Annotated in this window: 26 protein-coding genes; 4 read left to right on the top strand and 22 right to left on the bottom strand. The window is 70.9% G+C overall.

Going from position 1 to position 23,737, the window contains the following annotated elements; genetic code table 11:
• The 6 genes from ACGGZK_RS05730 to ACGGZK_RS05705 form a co-directional block, all read right to left on the bottom strand.
• On the bottom strand, window positions 1–948 hold the full coding sequence (locus ACGGZK_RS05730) for an N-acetylglucosamine kinase (protein ID WP_395245305.1): 948 nt from the start codon (window positions 946–948) through the stop codon (window positions 1–3).
• Window positions 945–1,934 (bottom strand): glycoside hydrolase family 113, encoded by a 990-nt coding sequence (locus tag ACGGZK_RS05725; protein WP_395245304.1) that lies wholly within the window; start codon window positions 1,932–1,934, stop codon window positions 945–947. The genes ACGGZK_RS05730 and ACGGZK_RS05725 overlap by 4 nt, the downstream gene beginning before the upstream one ends.
• Window positions 1,931–4,426 carry a glycoside hydrolase family 2 protein gene (locus tag ACGGZK_RS05720; protein ID WP_395245303.1) on the bottom strand — a complete coding sequence of 832 codons (2,496 nt, stop codon included), beginning with the start codon at window positions 4,424–4,426 and terminating at the stop codon, window positions 1,931–1,933. Before ACGGZK_RS05720 ends, ACGGZK_RS05725 begins: the two co-directional genes overlap by 4 nt.
• Window positions 4,427–4,440: 14 nt before the next feature.
• Window positions 4,441–5,259, bottom strand: coding sequence for a carbohydrate ABC transporter permease (locus tag ACGGZK_RS05715; RefSeq protein ID WP_395245302.1), 819 nt, complete (start codon window positions 5,257–5,259; stop codon window positions 4,441–4,443).
• Window positions 5,256–6,263 (bottom strand): carbohydrate ABC transporter permease, encoded by a 1,008-nt coding sequence (locus tag ACGGZK_RS05710; RefSeq protein ID WP_395245301.1) that lies wholly within the window; start codon window positions 6,261–6,263, stop codon window positions 5,256–5,258. Before ACGGZK_RS05710 ends, ACGGZK_RS05715 begins: the two co-directional genes overlap by 4 nt.
• 172 nt (window positions 6,264–6,435) lie before the next feature.
• A complete protein-coding gene (locus tag ACGGZK_RS05705) occupies window positions 6,436–7,758 on the bottom strand; it encodes an ABC transporter substrate-binding protein (RefSeq protein WP_395245300.1) in 1,323 nt (440 codons plus the stop codon).
• 267 nt (window positions 7,759–8,025) lie between these two features.
• On the opposite strand from ACGGZK_RS05705, the gene ACGGZK_RS05700 reads away from it, so the two are divergent.
• Window positions 8,026–9,051 (top strand): LacI family DNA-binding transcriptional regulator, encoded by a 1,026-nt coding sequence (locus tag ACGGZK_RS05700; RefSeq protein WP_395245299.1) that lies wholly within the window; start codon window positions 8,026–8,028, stop codon window positions 9,049–9,051.
• 13 nt (window positions 9,052–9,064) lie between these two features.
• Here the strand turns inward: ACGGZK_RS05700 and ACGGZK_RS05695 are convergent, their stop codons facing one another.
• Window positions 9,065–10,078 carry a LacI family DNA-binding transcriptional regulator gene (locus ACGGZK_RS05695; RefSeq protein ID WP_395245298.1) on the bottom strand — a complete coding sequence of 338 codons (1,014 nt, stop codon included), beginning with the start codon at window positions 10,076–10,078 and terminating at the stop codon, window positions 9,065–9,067.
• Between the two features lie 127 nt (window positions 10,079–10,205).
• Window positions 10,206–10,649, bottom strand: coding sequence for a hypothetical protein (locus tag ACGGZK_RS05690; RefSeq protein ID WP_395245297.1), 444 nt, complete (start codon window positions 10,647–10,649; stop codon window positions 10,206–10,208).
• A gap of 49 nt (window positions 10,650–10,698) precedes the next feature.
• Here ACGGZK_RS05690 and ACGGZK_RS05685 point away from each other — a divergent pair, with 49 nt between their 5' ends.
• Window positions 10,699–11,469 (top strand): alpha/beta fold hydrolase, encoded by a 771-nt coding sequence (locus ACGGZK_RS05685; protein ID WP_395245296.1) that lies wholly within the window; start codon window positions 10,699–10,701, stop codon window positions 11,467–11,469.
• Here ACGGZK_RS05685 and ACGGZK_RS05680 read toward each other — a convergent pair whose 3' ends face one another.
• The 12 genes from ACGGZK_RS05680 to ACGGZK_RS05625 all read right to left on the bottom strand — a co-directional run bounded on the left by ACGGZK_RS05680 (window position 11,470) and on the right by ACGGZK_RS05625 (window position 19,520).
• Entirely contained in the window at window positions 11,470–12,108 is a 639-nt protein-coding gene (locus tag ACGGZK_RS05680) for a phosphatase PAP2 family protein (protein ID WP_395245295.1), read from the bottom strand.
• Window positions 12,109–12,179: 71 nt separating this feature from the next.
• Entirely contained in the window at window positions 12,180–12,599 is a 420-nt protein-coding gene (locus ACGGZK_RS05675) for a pilus assembly protein CpaE (RefSeq protein WP_395245294.1), read from the bottom strand.
• Window positions 12,600–12,669: 70 nt separating this feature from the next.
• Window positions 12,670–13,356: a cellulose binding domain-containing protein gene (locus tag ACGGZK_RS05670; RefSeq protein WP_395245293.1), complete on the bottom strand. Its 687-nt coding sequence runs from the start codon at window positions 13,354–13,356 to the stop codon at window positions 12,670–12,672.
• Window positions 13,305–13,901 (bottom strand): signal peptidase I, encoded by a 597-nt coding sequence (locus ACGGZK_RS05665; protein WP_395245292.1) that lies wholly within the window; start codon window positions 13,899–13,901, stop codon window positions 13,305–13,307. The genes ACGGZK_RS05670 and ACGGZK_RS05665 overlap by 52 nt, the downstream gene beginning before the upstream one ends.
• Window positions 13,902–13,933: 32 nt before the next feature.
• Window positions 13,934–14,515, bottom strand: a complete 582-nt coding sequence (locus ACGGZK_RS05660; RefSeq protein ID WP_395245291.1) for a hypothetical protein — start codon at window positions 14,513–14,515, stop codon at window positions 13,934–13,936.
• 146 nt (window positions 14,516–14,661) lie between these two features.
• Window positions 14,662–14,862: a hypothetical protein gene (locus ACGGZK_RS05655; protein ID WP_395245290.1), complete on the bottom strand. Its 201-nt coding sequence runs from the start codon at window positions 14,860–14,862 to the stop codon at window positions 14,662–14,664.
• A complete protein-coding gene (locus ACGGZK_RS05650; protein ID WP_395245289.1) occupies window positions 14,859–15,803 on the bottom strand; it encodes an SDR family NAD(P)-dependent oxidoreductase in 945 nt (314 codons plus the stop codon). Before ACGGZK_RS05650 ends, ACGGZK_RS05655 begins: the two co-directional genes overlap by 4 nt.
• On the bottom strand, window positions 15,800–16,177 hold the full coding sequence (locus ACGGZK_RS05645) for a chorismate mutase (protein WP_395245288.1): 378 nt from the start codon (window positions 16,175–16,177) through the stop codon (window positions 15,800–15,802). Before ACGGZK_RS05645 ends, ACGGZK_RS05650 begins: the two co-directional genes overlap by 4 nt.
• Before the next feature lie 148 nt (window positions 16,178–16,325).
• Window positions 16,326–17,090, bottom strand: a complete 765-nt coding sequence (locus tag ACGGZK_RS05640; protein WP_395245287.1) for a hypothetical protein — start codon at window positions 17,088–17,090, stop codon at window positions 16,326–16,328.
• Complete coding sequence (locus ACGGZK_RS05635; protein ID WP_395245286.1) at window positions 17,087–18,019, bottom strand: ABC transporter ATP-binding protein; 933 nt, start codon at window positions 18,017–18,019, stop codon at window positions 17,087–17,089. Before ACGGZK_RS05635 ends, ACGGZK_RS05640 begins: the two co-directional genes overlap by 4 nt.
• Complete coding sequence (locus tag ACGGZK_RS05630) at window positions 18,016–18,375, bottom strand: GntR family transcriptional regulator (protein WP_395245285.1); 360 nt, start codon at window positions 18,373–18,375, stop codon at window positions 18,016–18,018. Before ACGGZK_RS05630 ends, ACGGZK_RS05635 begins: the two co-directional genes overlap by 4 nt.
• 209 nt (window positions 18,376–18,584) lie before the next feature.
• Complete coding sequence (locus ACGGZK_RS05625) at window positions 18,585–19,520, bottom strand: DMT family transporter (RefSeq protein ID WP_395246040.1); 936 nt, start codon at window positions 19,518–19,520, stop codon at window positions 18,585–18,587.
• A gap of 222 nt (window positions 19,521–19,742) precedes the next feature.
• Here ACGGZK_RS05625 and lpdA point away from each other — a divergent pair, with 222 nt between their 5' ends.
• Both lpdA and ACGGZK_RS05615 read left to right on the top strand, forming a co-directional pair.
• Window positions 19,743–21,143 carry a dihydrolipoyl dehydrogenase gene (lpdA, locus tag ACGGZK_RS05620; RefSeq protein WP_395245284.1) on the top strand — a complete coding sequence of 467 codons (1,401 nt, stop codon included), beginning with the start codon at window positions 19,743–19,745 and terminating at the stop codon, window positions 21,141–21,143.
• Between the two features lie 28 nt (window positions 21,144–21,171).
• Window positions 21,172–21,372, top strand: a complete 201-nt coding sequence (locus ACGGZK_RS05615; protein ID WP_395245283.1) for a hypothetical protein — start codon at window positions 21,172–21,174, stop codon at window positions 21,370–21,372.
• Between the two features lie 228 nt (window positions 21,373–21,600).
• On the opposite strand, the gene ACGGZK_RS05610 is transcribed toward ACGGZK_RS05615, so the two are convergent.
• On the bottom strand, window positions 21,601–23,214 hold the full coding sequence (locus ACGGZK_RS05610) for a cation acetate symporter (protein WP_395245282.1): 1,614 nt from the start codon (window positions 23,212–23,214) through the stop codon (window positions 21,601–21,603).
• Window positions 23,214–23,582 (bottom strand): DUF485 domain-containing protein, encoded by a 369-nt coding sequence (locus ACGGZK_RS05605; RefSeq protein ID WP_395245281.1) that lies wholly within the window; start codon window positions 23,580–23,582, stop codon window positions 23,214–23,216. Before ACGGZK_RS05605 ends, ACGGZK_RS05610 begins: the two co-directional genes overlap by 1 nt.
• Window positions 23,583–23,737 lie beyond the last annotated feature (155 nt).

The raw sequence follows: 23,737 nt of genomic DNA, 5'->3' as shown, positions 1-23,737 counted from the left end.
TCACTCGGTGGACGCGACGGCGACGTGGATACGCAGCGGATGCCCCGCCGGGAGGCCGGCCAGGACGGATGCCCCGTCGAGCCCGGTGCCGTGCGGCGCCTCCATGCGGAGCGCGGGATGCCACGTACGGAGCAGGTCCTCGAACCGCGACCGGATCCGGCGAGCGCGGAACACGCCGCCGATGGCGCTGATCACGGGACCGTCGTCGGTGCGGTCGTCGGCGTGCGCGACCCGGCGGAGCGCCGACGAGACGGAATGCGCGAGCTCCTGCGCGGCACGCAGGCAGATGCGGTCGGCGACCGGGTCCCCGGCCTCGGCGAGCGCGGCCGTGGCCTCGGCGAACGACGCGACGATGCGGATCCGGTCCTCGGCGCCCTGCAGCTCGATGTACGCCTCCTCGAGGTCGTCCCACCGTTCGTGCATCACATCGGTGATGCGCGTGCGCGGGCCGCGCCCGTCGTGGGCGCGCATGCCGGCGTCGAGGGCCTCGCGACCGATCCAGTAGCCGCTGCCGGCGTCGCCCATGATGTTGCCCCAGCCGTCGACGCGGGCGACCGCGGTACGGCCGACGGCGAGCGTGACGACGCCGGTGCCGGATGCGACGACCGCCCCTCGCGCATCGCCGAGCGTGCCCAGGAACGACGTGATCGAGTCGTGCGCGAGCAGCACCCGGCGGGCGCCGAGGTCGCTGACCAGGCCGAGCAGCGCCGCGGCGTCGGCTCCGCGGTCGGTGAGGCCCGACACCCCGCTCGAGATCGTCGCGGGGACGATGCCGGTCGCGTCGTGTACCCGGCGGACCGCGTCGGCGAGTTGCGGCAGCAGCGGCTCGTGGGTGAGCACCCCGGGCAGCACCTGTTCGTAGGCGACACCGCCGGCCTGCTCGACCCGGACCTTCGTGCCGGTCTGGCCGGCGTCGATCGCGAGGGTGGTCCCGTGGACGCCGGTCATGCGCCGGCCTCGCGGTTCCAGTCCGTGTACGCCGCGGTCATGATCGCGGCGGCGGGCTTGCCGTACGGGCAGTAGTCGTCGTTGCCCGCGGCATCGGCCGCGTCGTACAGGTCGGCGGGCCAGTCCCACAGCATGAGCCCGCGCACCCAGGGTCGGGCCCGGCAAGCGGCGAACATGGCCTCGAAGTACTCGGCCTGCGCAGCCCCGGAGGGTGCGCCGACGAGGTTCCAGTCGTTCGGCCGGGCGGGCGAGCCCTCGCGGGAGGGGCATCCGGCTTCCATGAAGAAGAACGGCTTGCCCGTGGCTTCGACCACGCGCTCGATCCGGTCGAGCTGCGCGTCCCACTCGTCGATCGGGTAGTAGCCGCTGGAGGAGATCACGTCGACCGCGTCCCACCAGCCGACCCGGTCCTCCTGGTACTTGTCGCAGTTGTAGGTGATCGGGCCCGAATAGACCTCGCGGACCTCGGCGATCAGCCGGCGCCAGTGCGCCTCCTGCCCGTCGGTGCGCACCATCTCGCAGCCGATGCAGAGCATGGCGCAGCCTTCGGCCTCGGCGATCGCGGCGGCGTGCAGGATGAACCGCCGATAGGCGGCGAACCAGTCGGTCCAGCTCGGCTCGCCCGGGACATCCCAGTCGAAGAACCCGATGAAGGCTCGCCAGGTGCCGTCGGCGACGTTCACGACGGGCTTCAGGCAGACCTCGAGGCCGAGGGCATGCGCCCGACGGATGGCGGCGACGATCTCGGCGTCGGCCACCGTGGGCGCCTGGTCGAACGGGATCTCGGTCGAGAACGGCGTCGCCTGCTCGGCGGCGTACGCGAGCGCGGTCCACGTGACGCCGTGCTCGGCCATCCGCGTCATGGATGCCTCCGCCGCCGGCGTGGCCCACGTGCCCCGAACGCCGGTCCAGCCCCAGGTCATGCCGCACACCGGCTCGGCGAGGAGCGCGACCGCGTCGATCCTCGCGGGTGCCGGGGCGCTCACGAGACCACCAACTGGTTTCCGGAGCGCAGGACCTGGGCCCGGGCGACGTCGCCGACGCCGATCCCGGGCACGCCGCCCAGGCGGAAGGTCGCGGTCTCCCCCGGCAGCAGGGTCACGAGGCCCGTGTCGACCGTCGCGTCGGGCGCGATCCGATCGGCGAGGATCGTCAGGTCGCGCACGAGCACGTCGGCGGTGACCCGCACCTCGGCCGAGTCATCCGCCTCGTCACCCGTGACCTCGATCTCGAACGTCGGCGCGCGCAGGGCGCTGTCGCGCGGCTCGGTGAAGAACCAGGCGCCGCGCACGTCGTCGAGGGCCGCCGTGAGGACGACGTCGCCGGTGCCGTCCGCCGCGACGAGCGTCGCCGGGATCGCCACGGTGACGGTGCCGCGGGCGGGCACGTCGACCAGCTCGGCGACCTGTTCACGGACCGTGCCGTCGAAGCCGCGGAGGGCGAGGCGGAGCTCTCCCGTCCACGCGTCGGCCGTGTCGTTCACGATCGTCGCGGCGAGGCCCTCCGGGCGGGGCTGGACCGTCACGACGCGCGGCGCGAAGGCGTTGCGGATCGCGTGCAGCAGGGGCTTCTCACGGCCGTCGCCGTCGATCGCCGCCCACGAGGTGACCGGCCAGCAGTCGTTGAGCTGCCACACGACCGCGCCCGAGGTGTGCGGTGCGTGCGAGCGGAACCAGTCGAGCGCCGTGCCGACGGCGTTCGCCTGGTTGAGCTGCATGGCCCAGTGCCAGGTCTCCATGTCGTCGGGCACGCGGTAGTGGGCGACGAGGCCGGCCGCGAGCTTCGCGTTGCCGTCGGTCGCCTTCTGGTGCACGATCATGCCGGGCGACTCGGGGGTGAGCGGCTGGTCGCTGATCGCCCGGGTCAGGGTCGACCAGGCCGGCGGGCCCTGCCACCCGAACTCGGCGACGAAGCGCGGCGTGTAGTCGCGGTAGTGCGGCCAGTCCTTCTGGTTCCAGAGGTCCCAGATGTGCATGGTGCCATGGGCCTCGGCGTTGGGGTGCTCGCCGCCGGGGCTGAACGGGCTGCCCGGCGCGTAGGGCACGCCCGGAGCGAGCTCGCGGACGACCGCCGGGAACAGCTCGTGGTAGTAGTACGCACCCCAGGTGCGCCCGTCGAGCCGCTCCTTCCAGCCCCAATCCTCGTAGCCCCACAGGTTCTCGTTGTTGCCGGTGAGCAGCACGAGGGAGGCGTGGTGGCCGATGCGGGCGACGTTGTCCCGCGCCTCCGCCTCGATCTCGGAGCGAAGCGGCTCCTCCTCCGGGTAGGCGGCGCACGCGAACAGGAAGTCCTGCCAGGTCAGCAGGCCCAGCTCGTCGCACAGGTCGAAGAAGTCGTCGGACTCGTAGATGCCGCCGCCCCAGACGCGGATCAGGTTCAGGTTCGCGTCCTTCGCCTGGCGGAGGCGGCGCGCGTAGCGCGCACGGTCGACGCGGGTCGGGAACGCGTCGTCGGGGATCCAGTTGACGCCCTTGACGAACACCGGCACGTCGTTCACCAGCAGCTGGAACGGGGTCCCGGCGGCGTCGGGCTCGGTGTCCCAGCGGACGGTGCGGAATCCGACGCGACGGGATGCCTCGTCGAGGACCCAGCCGTGCACGCCGAGGCGGATCCGCACGTCGTACAGCGGCTGCGCGCCGTAGCCGACCGGCCACCAGCGGTCGACCGTGTCGAGCTCGACGCGGATCACGACCTCGTCGGCGCCGGCGGGCACGGTGGCCTCGACGACCTGTCCGGCGACCTCGACACCGAGCCGGAGTTCGGCGTCGGCGCCGGTCGCGGAGCGAGCGATCCCGACGGTGGCCTCGACCACGCCGCCGTCGCCGAGGGGGCGGGCGTCGACGCGCACCTGCGCGAGGCGTGCGGTCGACCAGGACTCGAGGCGAGCCGGCCGCCAGAGTCCGCTGGTGAAGGTCGCGATGCCCCAGTCCCAGCCGAAGTTGCACGCCGACTTGCGGATCGCCTCGAACGGCAGCGGATAGGGCCGCGGCCGTGCCCCGAGTTCGACGGACTGCGCGTTCGCGTACCGGACCGGGCTGCGGAAGGCGACGACGAGGTCGTTCGCGCCGCCGCGCAGGAGGTCGGTCACGTCGAGCCGGTGGGTGCGGTGCTGGTCGGCGACCTCGGCGATGGCCTCGCCGTTCAGGCACACGGTCGCGACCGTGTCGATGCCGTCGAAGACGAGTTCGTGCCGTTCGGCCGCGACGAGCGCCGAGGCGTCGACCTCGATGGTGGTGCGGTACGTCCAGCCGACCAGGCCGATCCAGGCGAGCGCCGACTCGTTGTCGTCGAGGTACGGGTCGGGGATGAGGCCGGCGGCGAGCAGGTCGGTGTGGATGACTCCGGGCACCGTCGCGGGCACGCCGGCGGCCAGGGCGGGCCGGAGCGCCTCTGGTACGGGGCCGGCTGCGGCCTCGGCGCGCCATCCGGTGCGCAGCGCCCGTCGTACCACCGGCACCGCCATCGTCGAATCCTTCATGGTGCTCATCATGCTCATTTCACGGCCCCGGCGACGAGGCCCTTGTAGATCCACCGCTGGAGGAAGACGAACGCGATCACGGTCGGCACGATGACGACGAGCGTCGCCGCCGCGATCAGTTCCCATTGCGCCCCGAACGGGCCCTTGAAGTTGAAGAGGGCGGTCGAGATCATCGGCTCGGACTTGAGGTAGAGGAACGGGAGGTAGAACTCGTTGTAGATCGCGATGCCCTTGATGATGATCACGGTCGCGATCGCGGGCTTCAGGTTCGGCAGGATGATCCGCCAGTAGATCGTCCAGGCGTTCGCGCCATCGAGCTTCGCGGCTTCGTCGAGCGAGACCGGGATCGAGGAGATGAACTGGATGAAGATGTAGATCGCGATGATGTCGGTGCCCATGAAGAGCAGGATCAACGCGGCCTTCGTGTTGTAGAGCCCGAGCCCCGACACGATCTGGAAGGTCGCGACCTGGCTCGTGACGCTCGGGATGAGGGTCGCGACGAGGAACAGGCCGAGTACGAGCTTCTTGCCCCGGAATGCGAAACGGTCGACGGAGTAGGCGGCCATGGTGCCGATGAGGATCGTGCCGACGAGCGAGACCACGAGCACGATCGCCGTGTTCACGAAGCCCGCGATCATGTCGCCCTCGTCGATGACGATGCCGAAGTTCTCGAGGTTGAACCAGTTCGACGGCGGGTCGAGGGGACCGGTCGTCGCGTACTCCTGCTGGGTCTTGAGGCTCGCGAACAGCACGACCGAGATCGGCAGGAGGACGACGATGGCGGCGAGCACGAGGCTCGCGTACTTGAAGAACGGGGCGATGACGCGGCTCATGTCAGGTCGACTTTCTCGTCGGGGAAGAACTTGCGCTGCACCCAGGTGACGATGAGCACGATGGCGAGCAGCACGACCGCCATCGCCGAGGCGAGGCCGACGTTGTGGTATTCGAAGGCAGTGCGGACGGTCTGGATCACGAAGGTCGTGGTGCCGTTGGCGCCGCTGGTCATGATGAACGGGATCTCGAAGACGGAGAGGCTGCCCGCCACCGCGAGGATGAACGACAGGCCGATGATGCGACGGATCCCGGGGAAGATGATGTAGCGGAACTGCTTCCACCGGTTCGCGCCGTCGAGCTCGGCGGCCTCGTACAGTTCGGGCGAGATCGACTGGATCGCGCCGAGGAACAGGATGAAGTTGAGGCCCGTGTACCGCCAGACCGAGGTGCCGGCGAGCGAGAAGTTGGCGATGTCGGCGTCGCCGAGCCAGAGCGGCGGATCGGCCACCCCGAACCAGCCCAGAACGCTGTCGAGCGTCCCGCCCGGCTGGAAGAAGTAGAGGAAGACGAAGCCGATCGCCACGCCGTTCAGCAGGTAGGGGAAGAAGATGACGCCGCGGAAGAAGTTCGAGAAGCGGGTGCTGAAGCTCAGCAGGGTCGCGAAGTAGAGCGCGATGGCCATCTGCACGAAGGTCGCGATGAAGTAGTACAGGCTGACGAAGAAGACCCGGAAGATCGTCGGGTCGGTGAACACCTTGACGTAGTTCTCGAACCCGACGAACTCGTCGGCGTCCGGGGAACCGCCGAAGCCGCGCCACGAGGTCGTGCTGTACCAGAGCATGTTGATCGCGGGGACGTACGTCAACAGGAGGAGGAGCCCGACCGCGGCGGCGACGAAGAGGTAGGGCGTCGCCTTGCTGAGCCAGGACCGGCCGGCCGAGCCGGCACGCCGACCCGGCGAGCGCCTGCGGCGCTGCGCCGCGCCGCCGGCTTCCTCGGCGACGAGGACGCCCGGCAGGACGCCGGATGCCCCGGACGGACCGGGACCCGCTGTAACGGACATGATGCTTCTCCTGTCGGGGACGGGGGTTCCCCGTTGCGGTGCTGGGTGGGGCGGCTCCGGCCACGGAGGCCCGTGCGGGGCTCTCCGGGCCGGAGCGCCGGGGGTCTTGGGGGAGGGGAGCCGTGCGGCGGCGGACTTTCGGGGGTTCCGCCGCACGGCTCCGGATCAGGGACTAGCCGGCGAGCTGGTCGACGGCTTCGCCCCAGCGCTGGTTCAGGTCGGCGAAGAACGCAGCCTTGTCGACACCGGTCTGGCCACGCGCCGAGTCGATGAGCTCACGACGGTAGTTCTGGCCCCAGACGTCGACCTGGGACGCGTCGGCGACCTTGACCAGCAGGCCCTCCTTGCCCTCGGGCTCGGGGTTGTTCTCGAAGAACTCGACGTTGGCCTCCTGCAGGGCGGTGAGGTTCGCGGGCAGCTCCTCGACCTTCTTGGAGGACGAGATCATGCCCGAGATCGCAGCGAAGTCGGAGTCGTTGACGAGGAACTTCATCCACGCCTCGGCGGCGGGCTTGTTCTTCGAGCTGACGTTGATGCCGAGGCGGCGGTCACCGCCGATCTTGGCGAACTGCTGACCATCGATGTTCGACGGGAACGCCATGAAGCCGACGTCCTCGGGGTCGGTGCCCGCAGCCTTCGCGGCCTCCTGGAACTGGGAGACCGACCACGAGCCGAGCACCATCGAAGCGATCTTGCCGGCGGCGAAGTCGTTCTTCGACTGCTCCCAGTTCGTGGTGAGCGGGTCCTCCTCGCTCAGCCCCTCGTGCACGATGTCGTAGAGCAGGCCGTCGACGACGTCGGCGGGCTTGCCGTCGGTCCACGGCTCGGGGTCTTCGGCGAGCTCGTTCTGGACGTCGCCGTTGCCGCCGACACCCGCGAAGTTGTCGGTCCACTGGCCACCGAGCGGCCAGCCGTCCTTGTAATTGGTGTAGTACGGGATCGCGTCCGTGTTCTCCTTGATGAGCTTCAGGTCGGCGAGGAACTCGTCGGGCGAGGTCGGCAGCTCGGTGATGCCCGCGGCGTCCCACACCGCCTTGTTGTACAGGACACCGAAGGTGTTGCCGCCGATCGCGAGGGCGTAGACCTGGTCCTCGAACGCCTTGTCGTCGACGAACCGGTAGTCCTTCTCCAGCTCCGCGACCGTGCCGAGCGGCTCGAAGAAGTCGGGGTACTCGTCGACGCCGAGCTGGTCGGGGATGAGCAGCACGTCGCCGTAGCCGTTCGGGGTCGACATGCGGGTGCGGATGTCGTCCTCGTACGCCGTGATGGTCTCGTAGTTGACCGTGACGTCGGGGTACTGCTCGTTGAACTCCTCGACGTAGCGGTCGAACGTGCCGTCCTTCTCGAGGTCGGTGCGGTTCGAGAGGAACGTGATCTCTCCCGAAGGAGTGCCGTCGTCGCCCGATTCGGTCGAGCCGCCGGAGCACGAGGTGAGGAGGAGCGCCGTCGCTGCTGCAGCTGCGACAAGGCCAGCCATTGCCTTGCGTGATGCCATGTGATTTCTCCCTGTGATGTGGACATCCCGTGGAGAGAGCCGGGATGCGCTCACCATCGGGTGCGATGTCAGCGTAGGACAGTGAACCCGTTAAGTAAAGCGCTTTAGTTAATTGCAGTCGGCAACAAATGCGTGAAACATCGCTTGATCGGCCTTTTCAATGCGAGCCGTGCGTCCATTGGCACGGCGTGTCCGATGTTCTTCGTGGGACATTCGCCCCACCTCGGATAGACTCGCCGACGACCACCCACGCTTCGGAGAGCCGCCATGACGACGATGCAGCAGCGCGCGACCCTCGACGACGTCGCGCGCCTCGCCGGCGTCAGCGCGAAGACCGTCTCACGCGTCTTCAACCAGCGCGCGCTCGTCGGCGACGACACCGCAGAGCGCGTGCTCGCCGCCGCGAAGCGGCTGCGGTTCCGCCCCAACACCCTCGCGCGCGGACTCCGGCGGGGCGGCGGCACCGACACCGTCGGCTTCGTCATGGGCGAGTTCGGCAACCCCTTCTATTACAAGGTCGCCTCGGGCATCGAGCGCGAACTCGCCGACCACGGCGTGCGGCTGGTCGTGGCGACGACGGATGACACGCCCGACGGCGAGGCCCGCGTCGCCGATGCCCTCCTCGGCCAGCGCGTCGATGCGCTGCTGCTCATCCCGGCGTCCGCCGACCAGTCCTACCTCGACGGCGAGCGGCAGCTCGGAACCCCGATCGTCTCGATCGACCGCCCGGCGCGGAACCTCGCCGCCGACTCGGTCGTGCTCGACAACCGCCCGGTCGTGCGCGAAGCCACCCGGCGCCTCCTCGCCCTCGGGCACCGCCGGATCGCGTACGTCTGCACCCCGGCCGACGTGTACACCCAGGTCGAGCGGGTCGCGGGCTACCGGGAGGCGATGGCCGACGCCGGCATCCCCGACACCGCGCCGTGGGCCCGCCTCGACGACGATCGGTCGAGGGCGCCCGAACGGATCATCCGCGAGCTCCTCGAGCAGGCCGACCCACCGACCGCGATCATCGCGGGGAACAACCGGGTGACCGTCGGAGCACTGCGCGCGATGCGCGAGGCGGGCGACGACCGAACGGCGCTCATCGGCTTCGACGACTTCGACACCGCCGATGTCCTCGGGGTCTCGGTCATCTCCTACGACCCCGCCGAGCTGGGGCGGCGCGCCGCCCACCTCGCGCTCGAGCGTATGGGCGACCCCACCGGCGTCACGAAGCAACTCGTGCTGCCGACCTGGATCATCGAACGCGGCAGCGGCGAACGCACGCCCGCGGTCGCGGCGACCCGCTGACGCCGCCGCCGAGTCAGGCGCCGACCGGCGCGGGACCCGTCGACCCGCGCGCCTGCAGTCGCGGGGTCGAGTCGAGGGACGCGGCCGGCTCCGCGCCGCCGACCACCTCGAACAGCCGCCGAGCCACGTGCGCCCCGAACGCGATGACGTCATGGCTCATGGCCGACAGCGTCGGCACCGTGTGCCGGCAGAGCACCGAATCGTCCCACGCGATCACGGAGACGTCCTCGGGCACCCGGAGGCCGAGCTGGGTGATCGCCGACATTCCGGCGACGGTCATGATGTCGTTGTCGTACACGAACGCGGTGGGCGGGTTCGCCGAGCGCAACGCGGCGGCCGTGGCTGAGCCGCCCTGCTCCGCCGAGTAGTCGGTGCGGAAGATCTCGCCCTCCACCCCGACCGCCGCGACCTCGTCGAGGAACGCGTCGTCGCGGATCCGCGTGTGCGCGAGTTCCTCCAGGCCCGCGACGCGCGCGATCCGGCGGTGCCCGAGCCCGGCGAGGACTCGCACGGCCTCGCGGGATGCCGCGGCGTCGTCGGTCCACACCGACGAGTGCGGTCCGGCGAATCCCGGGTCGCCGACGACGAGCGTCGGCAGGCCGGGATGCTCGGCGAGGTAGGCCACCCGGGGGTCGTCCTGCCGGATGTCCACGAGGATCACCCCGTCGACCCGGCGACCGTTCCGCCAGAGCCGCAGGGTCTCGAGCTCCCGCTCGAGGTCGGGCACCACCTGCAGCAGCAGTCCGTAGCCTCGCGGCGAGAGCTCCGTCTCGATGCCCGCGAAGAACTGCATGTAGAAGGACTCGAGGCCGAGGTTGCGCGGGTCGCGGGCCAGCACCAGCCCGAAGGTGTTCGTCTTCGCCTCGGCGAGCGAGCGAGCCGCGCCGGCAGGCGCCCAGCCGAGCTCGTCGGCGACGCGGAGGATGCGCGCGCGCGTCTCGTCGGAGACGCCCTTGCGACCGTTCAGGGCGAATGAGACCGCGCCGATCGACACGCCCGCACGAGCGGCGATGTCCTCGATCGTCACTCGCCGTTTCGCATCGGCCGTTCTTCCCACGACTATGCACCCTACTCGCCGCCCCGCACGGCGCCCCGCCCGCAGGCACGACGCGCCAGCCCGGCGCAGAGACGTCCGACCCGTGCGTTCCCGGGCCTCAGCCGTGGTGCGCGGGGCGGATGCTCACGTAGAGGTCGTGCGCCCGCTCCGAGCCGTCGCGGAGGTAGCCGACGTCGAGCTTGCCGGCGCCGACCTCACGGCCCTGCGCGGCGATCCACGATTCGATCCGCCCGAACGACTCGGCGATCGAGACTCGATCGCCGCGATGGGTCGCGGTCGCGTACTCGCCGGCAGGTACCAGCGCATGCACCGCACCGTCCACCTGCGCGTCGACCTCGCCCAGCAGGCCGACCACCTCGTGGTATCGATCGCCGACGCGGGTGCTCGCCTCGGCGAGCGGCCCGTCGAAGCGGCGGAACGCCTCGGCCCAGGCCAGGGGCACGAGCTCCGAGAGCTCGTCGAATCGCGCGAGCACCGGGACTCCGATCACGACCGCCGGTCGGCGCCGCACGATCGAGATCTCGGACAGCTCCTCGACCATGGGGCCACCATAGCCGCCGATCCGCGGCAAATAAAGCGCTTAATCTTGGATGGATCGGAAGGGGGACGAGTCGATGCACGTCTCGGAGACAGGATCGGGGCGTCCGCTGCTCCTGCTGCACGGCGCGGGCGTCGCCGGGTGGATGTGGCGGCCGACGCTCGAGCGACTCGATGGCGGCTTCCGGGTGATCGTGCCCGACCTCCCCGGGTTCGGCCGCAGCTCAGCCGAGACGTACCCCACCCACCGGGCCGTGGTCGACGAGCTCGCCGGCATCCTCCGCGACCTCGCCCCGCACGGAGCCCTGGTCGCCGGCTTCTCCCTCGGCGCGCAGCTCGCGATCGCCCTGGCCGCCGCGGAGCCGGATCTCGTCACCGGCGCCGTGATCGTGAGCGCCGAGGCACGACCTGCCCGGTTCCGCCGCACGACGCTTGCGATGCTGTCGGCCGCGGCCCCGCTCGCGCGTCGACCATCCTTCGCGCGCGTGCAGGCCCGCGAGCTCTCGATCCCGTCCGAGCTGATCGACGACTACGTGCGCGACAGCGCGGCGACGAGTCGACGAACCCTGCTGGCGAGCGTCGGCGAGAACCTGGCGTTCCGTCTGCCACCGGCCTGGGCGGGGTATCCCGGCCCCGTCGAGGTACTGGCAGGGGCGGGCGAACGGCCGATCATGCGCGAGTCGTCGTCCCTCGTGGCAGCCGCGCACGGACGCGCGTCGCAGGTCGTCGCGGGCGCCGCGCACGACCTCCCGTTCACCCGTCCCGATCTCGTGGCCGCGGCGATCCACGCCTGCAGCGAGGCATCCGGGCCGGCTCGCCCCTGATCAGGCCTTCCGCCGGCGATGCCGTTCGGCGAGCCGGCCGACCCACCGCCGGGCGGGCGCAGCCGCGACCCGGGTCGCCAGGACCACGCACGCGATCCCGACGAGCGCGCCGGCCGCGACGTCGTGCGGGTAGTGGACCCCCTCGAGCACCCGGCCCGACGCCGCGACGACCGCGAGGACCGCGCTCGTCACCGCGACCCAGCCCGACACGACGAGCGCTACCGAGGCAGCGAGCGCGAACGCGACGGTCGAATGGTTCGACGGGAACGACCAGTCGCCCGCCCCGGGGCAGCCTGCGGCGACCGCAGCGGCCTGGCAGGGTCGCTCCTCCGCGAACGCGGACTTGAGGGTCTCGCTCGAGAGGTAGGCGACGGGCACGGCGGCCAGCGCGATCGTTGCGACGATCCGATCGGCGCCCGTCCGCGGCGCCCGGGCGAAGGCCCAGACCGCCAGCACGGCGAGCGCGGCGATGGCGGCCGGCGCGAGCAGCGCGACCTCGGGCACGGCGAACCGGAGCGGCATCACGGCATCGGCGACCGCCCCGCTGAGCGCTCCGGGAGCGATGACGAGCACGCCCATCGCGAGCACCACGAGGGCGAGGATCGGAGCAGGCGGAATCTCGGTGCGACGGCTGGCCATCCGGGAACGCTAGCGAACCGCTCCCGCCCGCGGCGTCAGCCCGGAGGATGACTCGCGTCGCGGCGCGGCGATCAGCCCGCCCGGCCGATGAGCTCCAGCAGGGCCATCCCGTACGCCTCCGAGGCATCCGGATGCTCGAACCGCAGCGCCTCGCCGCCGAACTCGACCTCGACCTCGAACGCGTCGGGCAGCCGGCGCAGCGCGCGGAAGGTGCCGCGCAGCAGGTCGCGCAGCTGGTCCTCCCGCGGCAGCCAGACCGCGTCGGCGATCGTGAGCGAGTCGAGCGCCCACTCGGTGGTGCCGTTGAAGCCGAGGATCGTGCCGGTGGGCGTGCGCTGCGACTCGATCGTCATCTCGCTCACGGTGTACACGTCGGCCTCGAACTCGGCCTCGACGTGGTCGGGCAGGTCGAGCTGGAACCGGTCGCCCGACGCGGGATGCCAGGCGAGCCCGGCCCGCTTCAGGATGACGGCCAGCTCACGCGAGATCATCCGGCCAGTCTGCCGGGTCCGGTGCGCCAGGGCGAGGGCGAGGGCGAGCGGATGCCTCGCGCCCGCGCCGTCACGGCTGTGGCGTGGGGACCGGGGCCGACTCCGGCTGCGGCTCGGGCGCCTGGCCGGGCGTCGCGTCCTCCGGCGACTCCGGCACGGGTTCCGGCACGGGCTCCGCAGGCGACTCCGGCGCGGGGATCGGGCCGAGGGTGGCGCCGGCCGGAGGCGGCACGATCACGTTCTCGCCCGGCTCCCCGGATTCAGGGGCGGTCGGCGACGCCGGCACGTACGCGCACGGCTTGCCGTTCAGCACGAAGTTCGTGGGGATGAGGAACGACATGCTCGCCGTGCTGACGTCGATCTGACCCGGGCGCTCCGCGCCGACCGCGATGCCCGCCCAGTCGTACGCCGTGTACCTGACGTGCTGCCCCTCCTGCACGACCGAGTACGCCAGCGAACCCCGGTTCGTGTACTGGTCGTCGACCCAGTCCCACTCGAGGGTCCAGGAGCCCGGCACCGCGGTGTCCCCGCGATTCGCCACGTTGAAGTCGGCGATGCCATTGGTGCCCCAGGTGTGGTAGGCCCAGCGGTTGACCTCGCACGTGGTCGGCGGCGACGCCACGGCCTCCATCGCCCACGAGGCATCCGCGCCGGTCATCGCCGTGTACCCCGCGTACGTGCTGCGCTGGATGCCGACCAGCACGATCAGCACGCCGAAGGCGATGGTGAGCAGGGTGGCGGTCGACTCGACCACCACGCGGGTGGCCTCCTGCTTGCGGGTGCGGGGAAGAACTCGATGGTCAGGGTGCCGCGGACGACGATCACCCCGACGATGAGCGCGGCCCAGGTGAGCAGCCAGAAGCCGCTCGCCGCCCACACGATCGGCAGGCCGATCGACGGGACGAGGATGCGGCCCACGCCGATGACGGTCGCCGGGTCGACCCGCGTCGAGTCGGGCGACCGGTTCGCGTCGCCCTGGGTGACGAACGAGCCGTCCGAGGCGATCTCGACGAGTCGGTGCAGGAGCTGCCGGGTGGGGTCGGCCGGATCCGGGAAGAGGATCACCTGCCCCTCGACGTACTCGTCGGCGGGCAGCGGGAACACGAGGGCGACGTCGCCCGGCTGGATCGACGGCTGCATCGACCCGGTGATGATCGTCGTGCCGACGAACCCGAACGGCCTCGGCAGGAACGCGGCGGCAGCCAGCGTGATCACCATGACCACCAGCCCGCGGCACAGCGCGACTCGGATCAGCACCGGCCACGGCAGGTCGTCGATCGGCGTGCGGCGCCAACCCGGCACCGTCGCGGTCGGCGCCTCCCGCGTGTGCGTGCTCAGGTGTTCTGCGCCTCCCAGACGAAGGTGACGTCCGCACTCGCGCCCTGCTCGGCGGTGTCCGCCACCACGTACTCGACGGTGTAGGTGATCTGGTCACCGGTCGAGACCGGCAGCTCGAGGATGCCCGAATCCCAATCGGTGATCGCCTGGAACTCGGCCAGCGTCCCGGTGAAGGGCGTGCCCTGCGCCGCGCCGTCGACCTTCGGCGTGATGGTGAGGTCGAGGCCGTCGGCGAGCGTCTGGTCGCCGGTCGACGACGACGCGTACAGGCGGACGGTGGCGTCGAGCGAACCGGTGTAGGTCACGACGACATCGGCGCTGCCGGAGGCGCCGGGCTTCAGCCCCGTCGCCGTGAACACCGATTCGGCCTCGTTGTCGTTCGAGAGCTCGACGTTGCCGGACGAGAACGTGCTCGACCCGGTCTGCGTCTGCGCGGTGAACGCCGAGTACGACGCCTGGTAGATCAGCACGCCGGCGACGATCACCGCCAGGCCGATGATGATGGCGAGCACCCAGAACCGGGCGCCGCCGCGACGATTCGGCTCCGTGGATCCGGGCGCACTCGTGGACTCTGACATCGCGTTCCCCCCTGCGACACACTGCGTCCGCACACCCCCACGTTGCGGTCGCTCGTGGGGTCAGCGTATCGCCGAGGCATCCACATGGACAGGACGGCCCGACCGGCGCGGCGCGTCCGGCGGACCGCGGATGGCGGTCGCGGCGATCAGCGCCGCTCGCGCCGGGTGCGCCACGGCCCCGACGCGGCCGCGATGACCACGACGATGAGCCCCGCGACGAGCCATCCGTACCGAGCGGAGAAGATGCCGATGACGGCCATCAGGATGCCGATGACGACCCCGACCTGCACGAGGAGCCTGCGGCCCCGAGGCGACGCCCACCAGTCGGCGACGATGCGGCGGATCATCCGACCAGCCCGTGCCGCACGCCGGTCGCCTGCTCGGCGAACGCCCATACCCGGGCGCCGATCGAGGGATCGGTCGAGGTCCGCGTCGGCCGGGCGAGCGCCGGCGCGCCCTTCGTGCGGTGGCGCGGGCCCCAGAACTGGCCGCCCTCGACGCCGTCGGCGGTGAGCGCGTGCAGCACGACCTCGGCGCCGCGGTGCTTGCCCTGCGCCCACGCGCCCTGCAGCTCGTCGGCGAACCGCTTGCCGCGGGTCGGCTCGTTCACGCCCGGCACGTACGGCGTGCGCCCGGAGGTCGAGTAGCCGGGGTGGGCGACGACGCTGCGGAGCGGCGCGCCGATCCCGCGGAGACGGCGGTCGAGCTCGAACGCGAGCGCGTGGTTGGCGATCTTCGACTGCGCGTACGCGCGCCACGAGTCGTACGAGCGGGTGAGCTCCAGGTCGTCGAGGCGGAAGGTCGACAGCTGCGTCGACAGCGACCCGAGCGTTACGATCCGCGCGTCGGCTCGCACGTGCCCGAGGAGCCGCGCGTGCAGCGCGAAGGCGCCGAGCGTGTTCGTCGCCAGCACGAGCTCGTGCCCGTCGGCGCTCGTCTCCCGGCGGCGCGGCGTGTGCACCATGCCGGCGTTGAGCGCGATCCCGTCGAACGGGTCGCCTGCGAGGAGCGCCGCGGCGCCGGCGGCGACCGAGTCGAGCGAGGCCTGGTCGATGACGAGGGTCTCGATCGACCCGCCGACTTCGTGCCCCGCGCCGGCCTCGAGGCGCTCGCGGATCGCACCGGCCGCGCGTTCGACGCGCTCGGTGCTGCGCCCGGTCATCACGACCTGCGCGCCGGCGCCGGCGAGCCGTGCGCTGGTGAAGAAGCCGATGCCCGCGTTCGCGCCGGTGACGAGGAACCGCCGCCCCTCCTGCGACGGCAGCGGCGCCGGGTACCAGTCGGTCATCGACCCTCGGGCGCGATGGCGCCGCCGGCCGAACCGGATGCGGCGGCTGCGGCGGCTGCGGCTCCGCCGCCGTTCCCGGCGAGCTCCTCGTGGTGCTGGATCACCTCGGCCACGATGAAGTTGAACCACTTCTCGGCGAACGCCGGGTCGAGGTGCGCTTCCTCGGCGAGCGCGCGGAGGCGTGCGATCTGGCGCTTCTCGCGCTCCGGGTCGCTCGGCGGCAGGCCGTGCCGCGCCTTCAACCGGCCGACGTGCTGGGTGAACTTGAAGCGCTCCGCCAACAGGTGGATCAGGGCGGCGTCGATGTTGTCGATGCTCGACCGGATGCCGAGGAGCTCGGTCATCGCGGCGTCGCGATCGTCGATGGCACTCATGGCTTCGACCCTAGGCGACGGCGGGAGGCGCGGCATCCGCTCGCGTCACACGAACGCCGGACCATCCGTGTCGCTCGGGACCACCGGATGCGGTGGTCCCGAGCGGATCGGATGGTCCGGCGAGCGCGGACCGATGCCGGTCTCCGGGTCAGCGCGGCGTGGCCCGCCGGATGATGGCGTAGCCGAACACCGCGCAGAGCGCCGACAGCACCAGCAGGATGGAGAAGCCGCCGACCAGGCCGACCGACGCGAACCACTCCCAGAGCGGGATCCACGACTCGGTAAAGGTGAGGATGGCGACGATGCCGAGCAGGATCGCGAGCGCGGACGCGCCGAGGGTCAGCATGCCCGCCATCCGCCAGCGCATGTACACCGTGGTGGCGGCGGCGCCGATGGTGAGGATGAACATCTGGAACGCGAACGTCGTGTACGCGGCGGTCAGCCAGTCGGAGTCGACGTACCAGAGCGCGTCGAACATCGCCGTGCCGATCCACCAGTGATCCGTCGCGCGCTCCAGGATCACGAGCGTCGCGATCGCCACCGCGTTGAACGCCGAGACGAGCAGGAACATGATCACCGTGCCGACCCAGTAGTCCCGGCGGGTCGCGCCGAAGCCGAGGGCGAACTGGAAGGTGAAGGCGATCGCCTGCACCCCGACGACGACGAGGTACCACTGCGGCGACAGCACGGCCCAGCTGTACTGCATGCCCTTGGTGACCTCGTCGGTCGGCCCGCCGGCGGCGGAGATGATGAGCACCAGGACCATGCTCACGGCCCAGGCGCCGGCGATGATCGTCCACGGCACGATGAAGAAGATCGACGGGTTCACGACGTGCAGTCGGACGATGCGCCAGATCTCGTTCGGGCGGACGCGCGGGGTGGTGCCCACGGCGGTCGCGGTCACGGCGGTCATGCTGCGGCTCCCTTCTTGAGGGTGATGACGTTGTCGGATGCCTCGGGCTCCGCGGCGAGGTCGCCGCCGGTGAGGTGCACGATGAGCTGCTGCAGCGACACCGGGGCGAGCTCGAGGCCCGCCTCGGCGGCGCGCACGCGGTCGGCCCGGTCGAGCCGGCCGTCGACGGTGACCGAGGCGAGGCCGCCGAGCGACTCCCGGCCGATCACGGTGCGGCCCTCGACGAACTCGTCGACGGCGGCGCGGGCGCCGGCGACGGTGGTCGCGGAGCCGCGCACCTCGTCGGCGTCGCGGTCGAGCAGGATGCGGCCCTGGTCGATGAGGATCACGTGCTCGAGGAGGTTCGCCACCTCGTCGATCAGGTGCGTCGACAGCACGATCGTGCGGGGATGCTCGGCGTAGTCCTCGAGCAGCCGGTCGTAGAAGATGTGCCGGGCGACGGCGTCGAGGCCGAGGTACGGCTCGTCGAAGAACGTGAGCGGTGCGCGGCTCGCGAGGCCGACGATGACGCCGACGGCGGAGAGCTGGCCGCGGCTCAGCTTCTTGAGCCGGCGCTTCACCGGGAGCCGGAAGTCGGCGACGAGGCGCTCGGCGAACTCGGCGTCCCAGTGCTCGAAGAACCACGGCGCCGCGCGGAACACGTGCTTCGGCGTGAAGTCCTCGGGGTACCGCTGCGACTCGGCGATGAAGCACACGCGGCGCAGCACGTCGGCGTGCTCGGCGGGCGTGCGGCCGAACACCTCGAGCTCGCCCGCGTTCGGGAAGAGCTGGCCGGTGAGCAGCTGCATGATCGTCGTCTTGCCGGCGCCGTTGCGGCCGAGGAGGCCGTAGATGCGGTGCTCCTCGAGTTCGAAGTCAACGGCGTCGACGGCGGTGAACGAGCCGTAGCGCTTGGTGAGTCCGGAGGCCCGGACCACGGTGCGGGTCATGACTGGATCCTCTCCTCGCGGACGAGTACCGCGAGCTGGTCGATGTCGATGCCGAGCTTCTCGGCCTCGACGATGAGCGGTCGGATGTACTGGGCGGCGAACTCCGCTCGTCGTCGCTCGACGAGCCGATCGCGGGCCCCGACGGTCACGAACATGCCGATGCCCCTTCGCTTCTCCACGATGCCGTCGTCGACAAGGCGGTTCACTCCCTTCAATGCAGTGGCCGGATTCACGCGCAGGAACGCCGCGAACTCGTTCGTCGACGGGATCTGGCTGCCCTCGGGCAGGGATCCGTCGATGATGTCGTTCTCGATCTGCTCCGCGATCTGGATGAAGATCGGGCGTGATTCGTCCATCTGCGGCCTGTCTGTCGAAGGCCTCGGGTCGGCCTCACCGGTTCATTACTCAAGTAACTAACCATGGAACCGAGCGTGTGTCAACCCTCCGATTCAGGCGGCTGTTCCTCGCTCGGGCGCGCAGAGGAACGGCCGCCGGGGCGAGGAACGGCCGCCCGAGTTGGATCGCGCACCCGGTGCAGGACCGCGCACCGGACCATCCGGTGCGATCAGCCGGCGGATACCCCGCTCCGACGCCGCCCGAGCCGCAGGCGCCCCTGGGCGAACAGGATGCCGACGAGCACCAGCGCCGCGCCGACGGGCTCGTGCCAGCTCAGTCGCTCGCCGAGGAGCGCCATGCCGAGCGCGACGCCGACCACGGGCGTCACGTAGGTGACGGTCGACGTGCCGGTCGGGCCCCACGCGCGCAGCACGTTGATGTTCCAGATGTAGGCGAGCCCGGTGCCGAGCACGCCGAGCGCCAGCAGCGACGCCGTGATGCGCCAGTCGAGCTCGACGGGCGACAGCGCGAGCCACGGCGTGAGCACGAGCATCACGAGGGCCGAGACCCCGATCGACAGGAACGCGAACGTCGCCGGCGCGATCGGCCGCTGGCTGAGGAACCGCCGCTGGTACCCGAACGTGAAGCCGTAGCAGAGCGTCGCGACGAGGCACGCGAGCTGGCCGGCGAGGCTGCCGGTCAGGGCGGTGAGCTGCCACGGGCCGATGACCACGAGCACCCCGACGATGCCGAGGCCGACGCCGAACCAGCGGCTGCCGCCGAGCCGCTCGACGCGGAACACGAGGGTCGCCATGAGCGCGGTCATGATCGGCGTGGTCGCGTTGTAGATCGAGGCGAGGCTCGACGACACGTACTGCTCGGCCCACGCGAAGCAGAGGTACGGGATGACGCACGTCGTGAACGCCACCACCAGGAAGTGGCCCCACACCGCCTTCTCGCGGGGCAGCACCGGACCGGGAACCCCGTCGGCGCCCGTCACGCGCGGCCGCGTCACGAGCACGATGAGGCCGAGCGCGATCGCGCCGAGCACCGTGCGGCTCCAGGCGACCTGCCCGAACGAGACGCCCTCGAGCGCGACCTTCATGAAGAGGAAGCTCGAGCCCCAGACGAGCCCCATCGCGAGGAACTGCAGCCACGCCGACAGCCGGCCGGGCCGGCCCACCACGGGCGCGGCCCCCGCGGGCGCGGCGGCGGCCTCGTCAGCAGGGAGGCCGGCGGATGCGTCGGTCGCAGCGGATGCCTCGGTGGTGCGTTCGGTCACCGGTCGAGCGTACGTCGGGGCGGCCGCCGCCATCCGCGGGTTCCGGACACGTTGGCCGGAATCATCCGAAGGTCGGCAGGCGCCCGTCGCGTCTAGGCTCGGAGCATGACCACCCACTTCGACGTCATCGTCCTCGGCGCGGGTCCCGGCGGCTATGTGGCCGCCATCCGCGCCGCCCAGCTCGGCCAGAAGGTCGCCGTCATCGAGGAGAAGTACTGGGGCGGCGTCTGCCTCAACGTCGGCTGCATCCCGTCGAAGGCGCTGCTGCGCAACGCGGAGCTGGCGCACATCTTCCACGCGCAGGCGGCGACCTTCGGCATCACCGGCGACGCCCACTTCGACTTCGGTGCCGCGTTCGACCGCAGCCGCCAGGTGTCCGACAAGCACGTCAAGGGCGTGCACTTCCTCATGAAGAAGAACGGCATCACCGAGTTCGACGGCCGCGGCTCATTCACGGGCCCGAACTCGATCGACGTCGCGAAGGCCGACGGCACGGTCGAGCAGCTCACGTTCGCGAACGCGATCATCGCGACCGGCTCGCGCGTGCGGCTCCTGCCCGGCGTGCAGCTCTCGCAGAACGTCGTCACCTACGAGACGCAGATCCTCACGCGCGACCTGCCCCGCTCGATCGCCATCGTCGGCGCCGGCGCGATCGGCATGGAGTTCGCGTACGTGCTGCGCAACTACGGCGTCGAGGTCACCGTCATCGAGTTCCTCGACCGCGCGCTCCCCAACGAGGACGTCGAGGTCTCGAAGGAGATCACCCGCCAGTACCGCAACCTCGGCGTGCCCATCCTCACCTCGACGAAGGTCGAGAGCGTCGTCGACGACGGGGCATCCGTCACCGTCACCTACACCGGGGCCGACGGCCAGCCGGGCTCGCTGCAGGCCGACAAGGCGCTCATCTCCGTCGGCTTCGCGCCGAACGTCGAGGGCTTCGGCCTCGAGCACACCGGCGTGCAGCTCGCCGAGCGCGGCGCCATCGCGATCGACGAGCGGATGCGCACGAACGTGCCGCACATCTACGCGATCGGCGACGTCACCGCGAAGCTCATGCTCGCCCACGTCGCCGAGGCGCAGGGCGTCGTCGCATCCGAGACCATCGGCAACGCCGAGACGATGGAGCTCGGCGACTACCGGATGATGCCGCGCGCGACGTTCTGCTCGCCCCAGGTCGCGTCGTTCGGCCTCACCGAGCAGCAGGCGCGCGACGAGGGCTACGACGTGGTCGTCTCGAAGTTCCCGTTCAGCGCGAACGGCAAGGCGAACGGCCTCGGCGAGCCCGTCGGCTTCGTGAAGCTCGTCGCCGACAAGAAGCACCTCGAGCTGCTCGGCGGCCACCTCATCGGTCCGGATGTCTCGGAGCTGCTGCCCGAGCTCACGCTCGCGCAGAAGTGGGACCTCGGCGCGCTCGAACTCGCCCGCAACGTGCACACGCACCCGACCCTGTCGGAGGCGCTGCAGGAGGCGTTCCACGGCCTCGCGGGCCACATGATCAACATGTAGGGCGGATGCCCCGGCGGAAGGCGGAACCATGAACTGGCTGCTCATCATCGGCGGTGGCCTGCTGGCCCTGTCGGGCGTGGTCTGGACGCTGCAGGGCGCGGGCGTCCTGCCCGGCTCCGTCATGAGCGGGGAACTGCTCTGGGCGATCGTCGGGCCGATCGTCGCGGTCGTCGGCGCCGCCCTGCTCGCGTGGGGCGTCGCCCGCCTCCGCCGCGGCTCGCGGTCGTAGCTTCCTCGGTGGTTGAGCCTGTCGAAACCACCGCCCCGAGTCTCGGTGGTTGAGCCTGTCGAAACCACCGGGCTCGCGGAGGGGTGGTTTCGACGGGCTCAACCACCGGTAGGACGGGGCCGGATGCCCGTGGCATCCGACCCCGTCCTCGTTGTTCGATGCGACCGGGCAGGCGGTCCTGGCCGCATCGAGTGATGGGTCGCCGGCGCCCCCACGCCGGCGACCGGCCTAGTGCTGCGTCGCCTTCTCGGCTCCGACGCCGGTGAGGGCGCGCACCTCCATCTCGGACTCCTTCAGCGGGTCCTCCTTGCCCTTGTCGAGCACGGTCCCGAGCCAGCCCAGGAAGAACGCGAGCGGGATCGAGATGATGCCGGGGTTCGACAGCGGGAAGAACGCGAAGTCGATGGCCTCGGTCTTCAGCATCGAGGTCTCCGACCCCGACACCACCGGCGAGAACACGATCAGCACGATCGCCGCCGCGAGGCCGCCGTACATGCTCCAGAGCGCGCCCTTGGTGGTGAACCGCTTCCAGTAGAGCGAGTACACGATCGTCGGCAGGTTCGCCGAGGCGGCGACCGCGAACGCGAGCGCCACGAGGAACGCGACGTTCTGGCCGTTCGCGGCGATGCCGCCGATGATCGCGACGATGCCGATGACGACGACCGTGCGACGGGCCACCTTCACCTCGGCACCCGGCTCGGGCTTGCCCTTCTTCACGACCGATGCGTAGATGTCGTGCGCGAACGACGCGGCCGCCGTGATGGTGAGGCCGGCGACGACCGCGAGGATCGTCGCGAACGCGATCGCCGAGATCAGGCCGAGCAGCAGCGGGCCGCCGAGGGCGAACGCGAGCAGCGGGGCCGCCGAGTTCGGGCCGCCCGGCGCCGCGGCGATGACCGACGGGCCGACGAGGGCCGCCGCCCCGTAGCCGAGCACGAGCGTGAACACGTAGAAGATGCCGATGAGCCAGATCGCCCAGACGACCGACTTGCGGGCCTCCTTCGCCGTGGGCACCGTGTAGAACCGCATGAGCACGTGCGGCAGGGCCGCGGTGCCGAGCACGAGCGCCAGGCCGAGCGAGAGGAAGTCGATCTTCGAGACATCCGTCACGCCGTACTTGAGGCCCGGCTCGAGGATCGCCGGGTTGCCGGCCACCTCGACGGCGTGGTCGAGCAGCGCCGAGAAGTCGAACCCGTGCAGGGCGAGCACCCAGACGGTCATCACGCCGGCGCCCGCGATGAGCAGCACCGCCTTGATGATCTGCACCCAGGTGGTGCCCTTCATGCCGCCGATGAGGACGTACATGATCATCAGCGCGCCGACGACGGTGATGACGAGCGACTGGCCCAGGCCGTCGGTGATGCCGAGCAGCAGCGACACCAGGCCGCCGGCGCCCGCCATCTGCGCGAGCAGGTAGAAGAAGCAGACGACGAGCGTCGTCGTCGCGGCCGCGATGCGGACCGGCTTCTGCTTGAGCCGGAACGACAGCACGTCGGCCATGGTGAACCGGCCCGTGTTGCGCATGAGCTCGGCGACGAGCAGCAGCGCGACGAGCCACGCCACGAGGAAGCCGATCGAGTAGAGGAACCCGTCGTAGCCGGTGATCGCGATCGCGCCGACGATGCCGAGGAACGACGCCGCCGACAGGTAGTCGCCCGCGATGGCCGAGCCGTTCTGGCCGCCGGTGAAGGAGCGGCCGGCCGCGTAGTAGTCGGCCGCGGTCTTGTTGTTCCGGCTCGCGCGGAACACGATCACCATCGTGATCGCGACGAACGCCGCGAAGATGCCGATGTTGAGCCAGGGGTTGCCGGGCGACGAGGTCGCCGCTTCGAGGTGCAGCATCAGCGGGTCACCCCCTGGCCGACGGTGCCCTGCTCGATCTCGTCGCGGATGGCGGCGGCCTGCGGGTCGAGGGTCTTGTTCGCGAAGTGGACGTACCACATGGTCACGGCGAAGGTCGTGACGACCTGGGCCAGGCCCAGCAGCATCGCGACGTTCACGCTGCCCCAGACCTTGATCGACATGAAGTCGTGCGCGTAGCTGGCGAGCAGCACGTAGGCCAGGTACCACACGAGGCACGCGGCCAGGACGGGGAACACGAAGCTGCGGTGCGACCGCCGCAACCGCTGGAATTCCGGTGTGGCCTGCACCGCCGGATAGTCGACGACGGGGTCGTCCGTCGTGGTGCCGCTCAGGGCGTCGTTGCCCATGGCTCTCTCCTTCGAGGGGGGTCGACGCGGTCGACGCCGCGCCACTGCGTTCGCAGTGCGTCCATGCTGGTCGTCGCGGGCGGCCGGCGGGGGCGGCCGCCGCTCGTCGTCGGTGAACGGCGCCGCTGATGCGACGAACGGCGCGAGGGCCGCGA

The sequence above is a fragment of the Agromyces sp. MMS24-K17 genome (genome assembly GCF_043950245.1).
GTDB lineage: Bacteria > Actinomycetota > Actinomycetes > Actinomycetales > Microbacteriaceae > Agromyces.
This window is presented reverse-complemented; position numbering and strand designations above follow the sequence as displayed.

What these genes read in the sequence shown, in the direction of transcription:
- ACGGZK_RS05730 (WP_395245305.1), bottom strand. Translation starts at nt 948, where the DNA reads ATGACCGGCGTCCACGGGACCACCCTCGCGATCGACGCCGGCCAGACC.
- ACGGZK_RS05720 (WP_395245303.1), bottom strand. Translation starts at nt 4,426, where the DNA reads ATGAAGGATTCGACGATGGCGGTGCCGGTGGTACGACGGGCGCTGCGC.
- ACGGZK_RS05715 (WP_395245302.1), bottom strand. Translation starts at nt 5,259, where the DNA reads ATGAGCCGCGTCATCGCCCCGTTCTTCAAGTACGCGAGCCTCGTGCTC.
- ACGGZK_RS05710 (WP_395245301.1), bottom strand. Translation starts at nt 6,263, where the DNA reads ATGTCCGTTACAGCGGGTCCCGGTCCGTCCGGGGCATCCGGCGTCCTG.
- ACGGZK_RS05705 (WP_395245300.1), bottom strand. Translation starts at nt 7,758, where the DNA reads ATGGCATCACGCAAGGCAATGGCTGGCCTTGTCGCAGCTGCAGCAGCG.
- ACGGZK_RS05700 (WP_395245299.1), top strand. Translation starts at nt 8,026, where the DNA reads ATGACGACGATGCAGCAGCGCGCGACCCTCGACGACGTCGCGCGCCTC.
- ACGGZK_RS05690 (WP_395245297.1), bottom strand. Translation starts at nt 10,649, where the DNA reads ATGGTCGAGGAGCTGTCCGAGATCTCGATCGTGCGGCGCCGACCGGCG.
- ACGGZK_RS05685 (WP_395245296.1), top strand. Translation starts at nt 10,699, where the DNA reads ATGGATCGGAAGGGGGACGAGTCGATGCACGTCTCGGAGACAGGATCG.
- ACGGZK_RS05680 (WP_395245295.1), bottom strand. Translation starts at nt 12,108, where the DNA reads ATGGCCAGCCGTCGCACCGAGATTCCGCCTGCTCCGATCCTCGCCCTC.
- ACGGZK_RS05675 (WP_395245294.1), bottom strand. Translation starts at nt 12,599, where the DNA reads ATGATCTCGCGTGAGCTGGCCGTCATCCTGAAGCGGGCCGGGCTCGCC.
- ACGGZK_RS05660 (WP_395245291.1), bottom strand. Translation starts at nt 14,515, where the DNA reads ATGTCAGAGTCCACGAGTGCGCCCGGATCCACGGAGCCGAATCGTCGC.
- ACGGZK_RS05655 (WP_395245290.1), bottom strand. Translation starts at nt 14,862, where the DNA reads ATGATCCGCCGCATCGTCGCCGACTGGTGGGCGTCGCCTCGGGGCCGC.
- ACGGZK_RS05650 (WP_395245289.1), bottom strand. Translation starts at nt 15,803, where the DNA reads ATGACCGACTGGTACCCGGCGCCGCTGCCGTCGCAGGAGGGGCGGCGG.
- ACGGZK_RS05645 (WP_395245288.1), bottom strand. Translation starts at nt 16,177, where the DNA reads ATGAGTGCCATCGACGATCGCGACGCCGCGATGACCGAGCTCCTCGGC.
- ACGGZK_RS05640 (WP_395245287.1), bottom strand. Translation starts at nt 17,090, where the DNA reads ATGACCGCCGTGACCGCGACCGCCGTGGGCACCACCCCGCGCGTCCGC.
- ACGGZK_RS05635 (WP_395245286.1), bottom strand. Translation starts at nt 18,019, where the DNA reads ATGACCCGCACCGTGGTCCGGGCCTCCGGACTCACCAAGCGCTACGGC.
- ACGGZK_RS05630 (WP_395245285.1), bottom strand. Translation starts at nt 18,375, where the DNA reads ATGGACGAATCACGCCCGATCTTCATCCAGATCGCGGAGCAGATCGAG.
- lpdA (WP_395245284.1), top strand. Translation starts at nt 19,743, where the DNA reads ATGACCACCCACTTCGACGTCATCGTCCTCGGCGCGGGTCCCGGCGGC.
- ACGGZK_RS05615 (WP_395245283.1), top strand. Translation starts at nt 21,172, where the DNA reads ATGAACTGGCTGCTCATCATCGGCGGTGGCCTGCTGGCCCTGTCGGGC.
- ACGGZK_RS05610 (WP_395245282.1), bottom strand. Translation starts at nt 23,214, where the DNA reads ATGCTGCACCTCGAAGCGGCGACCTCGTCGCCCGGCAACCCCTGGCTC.
- ACGGZK_RS05605 (WP_395245281.1), bottom strand. Translation starts at nt 23,582, where the DNA reads ATGGGCAACGACGCCCTGAGCGGCACCACGACGGACGACCCCGTCGTC.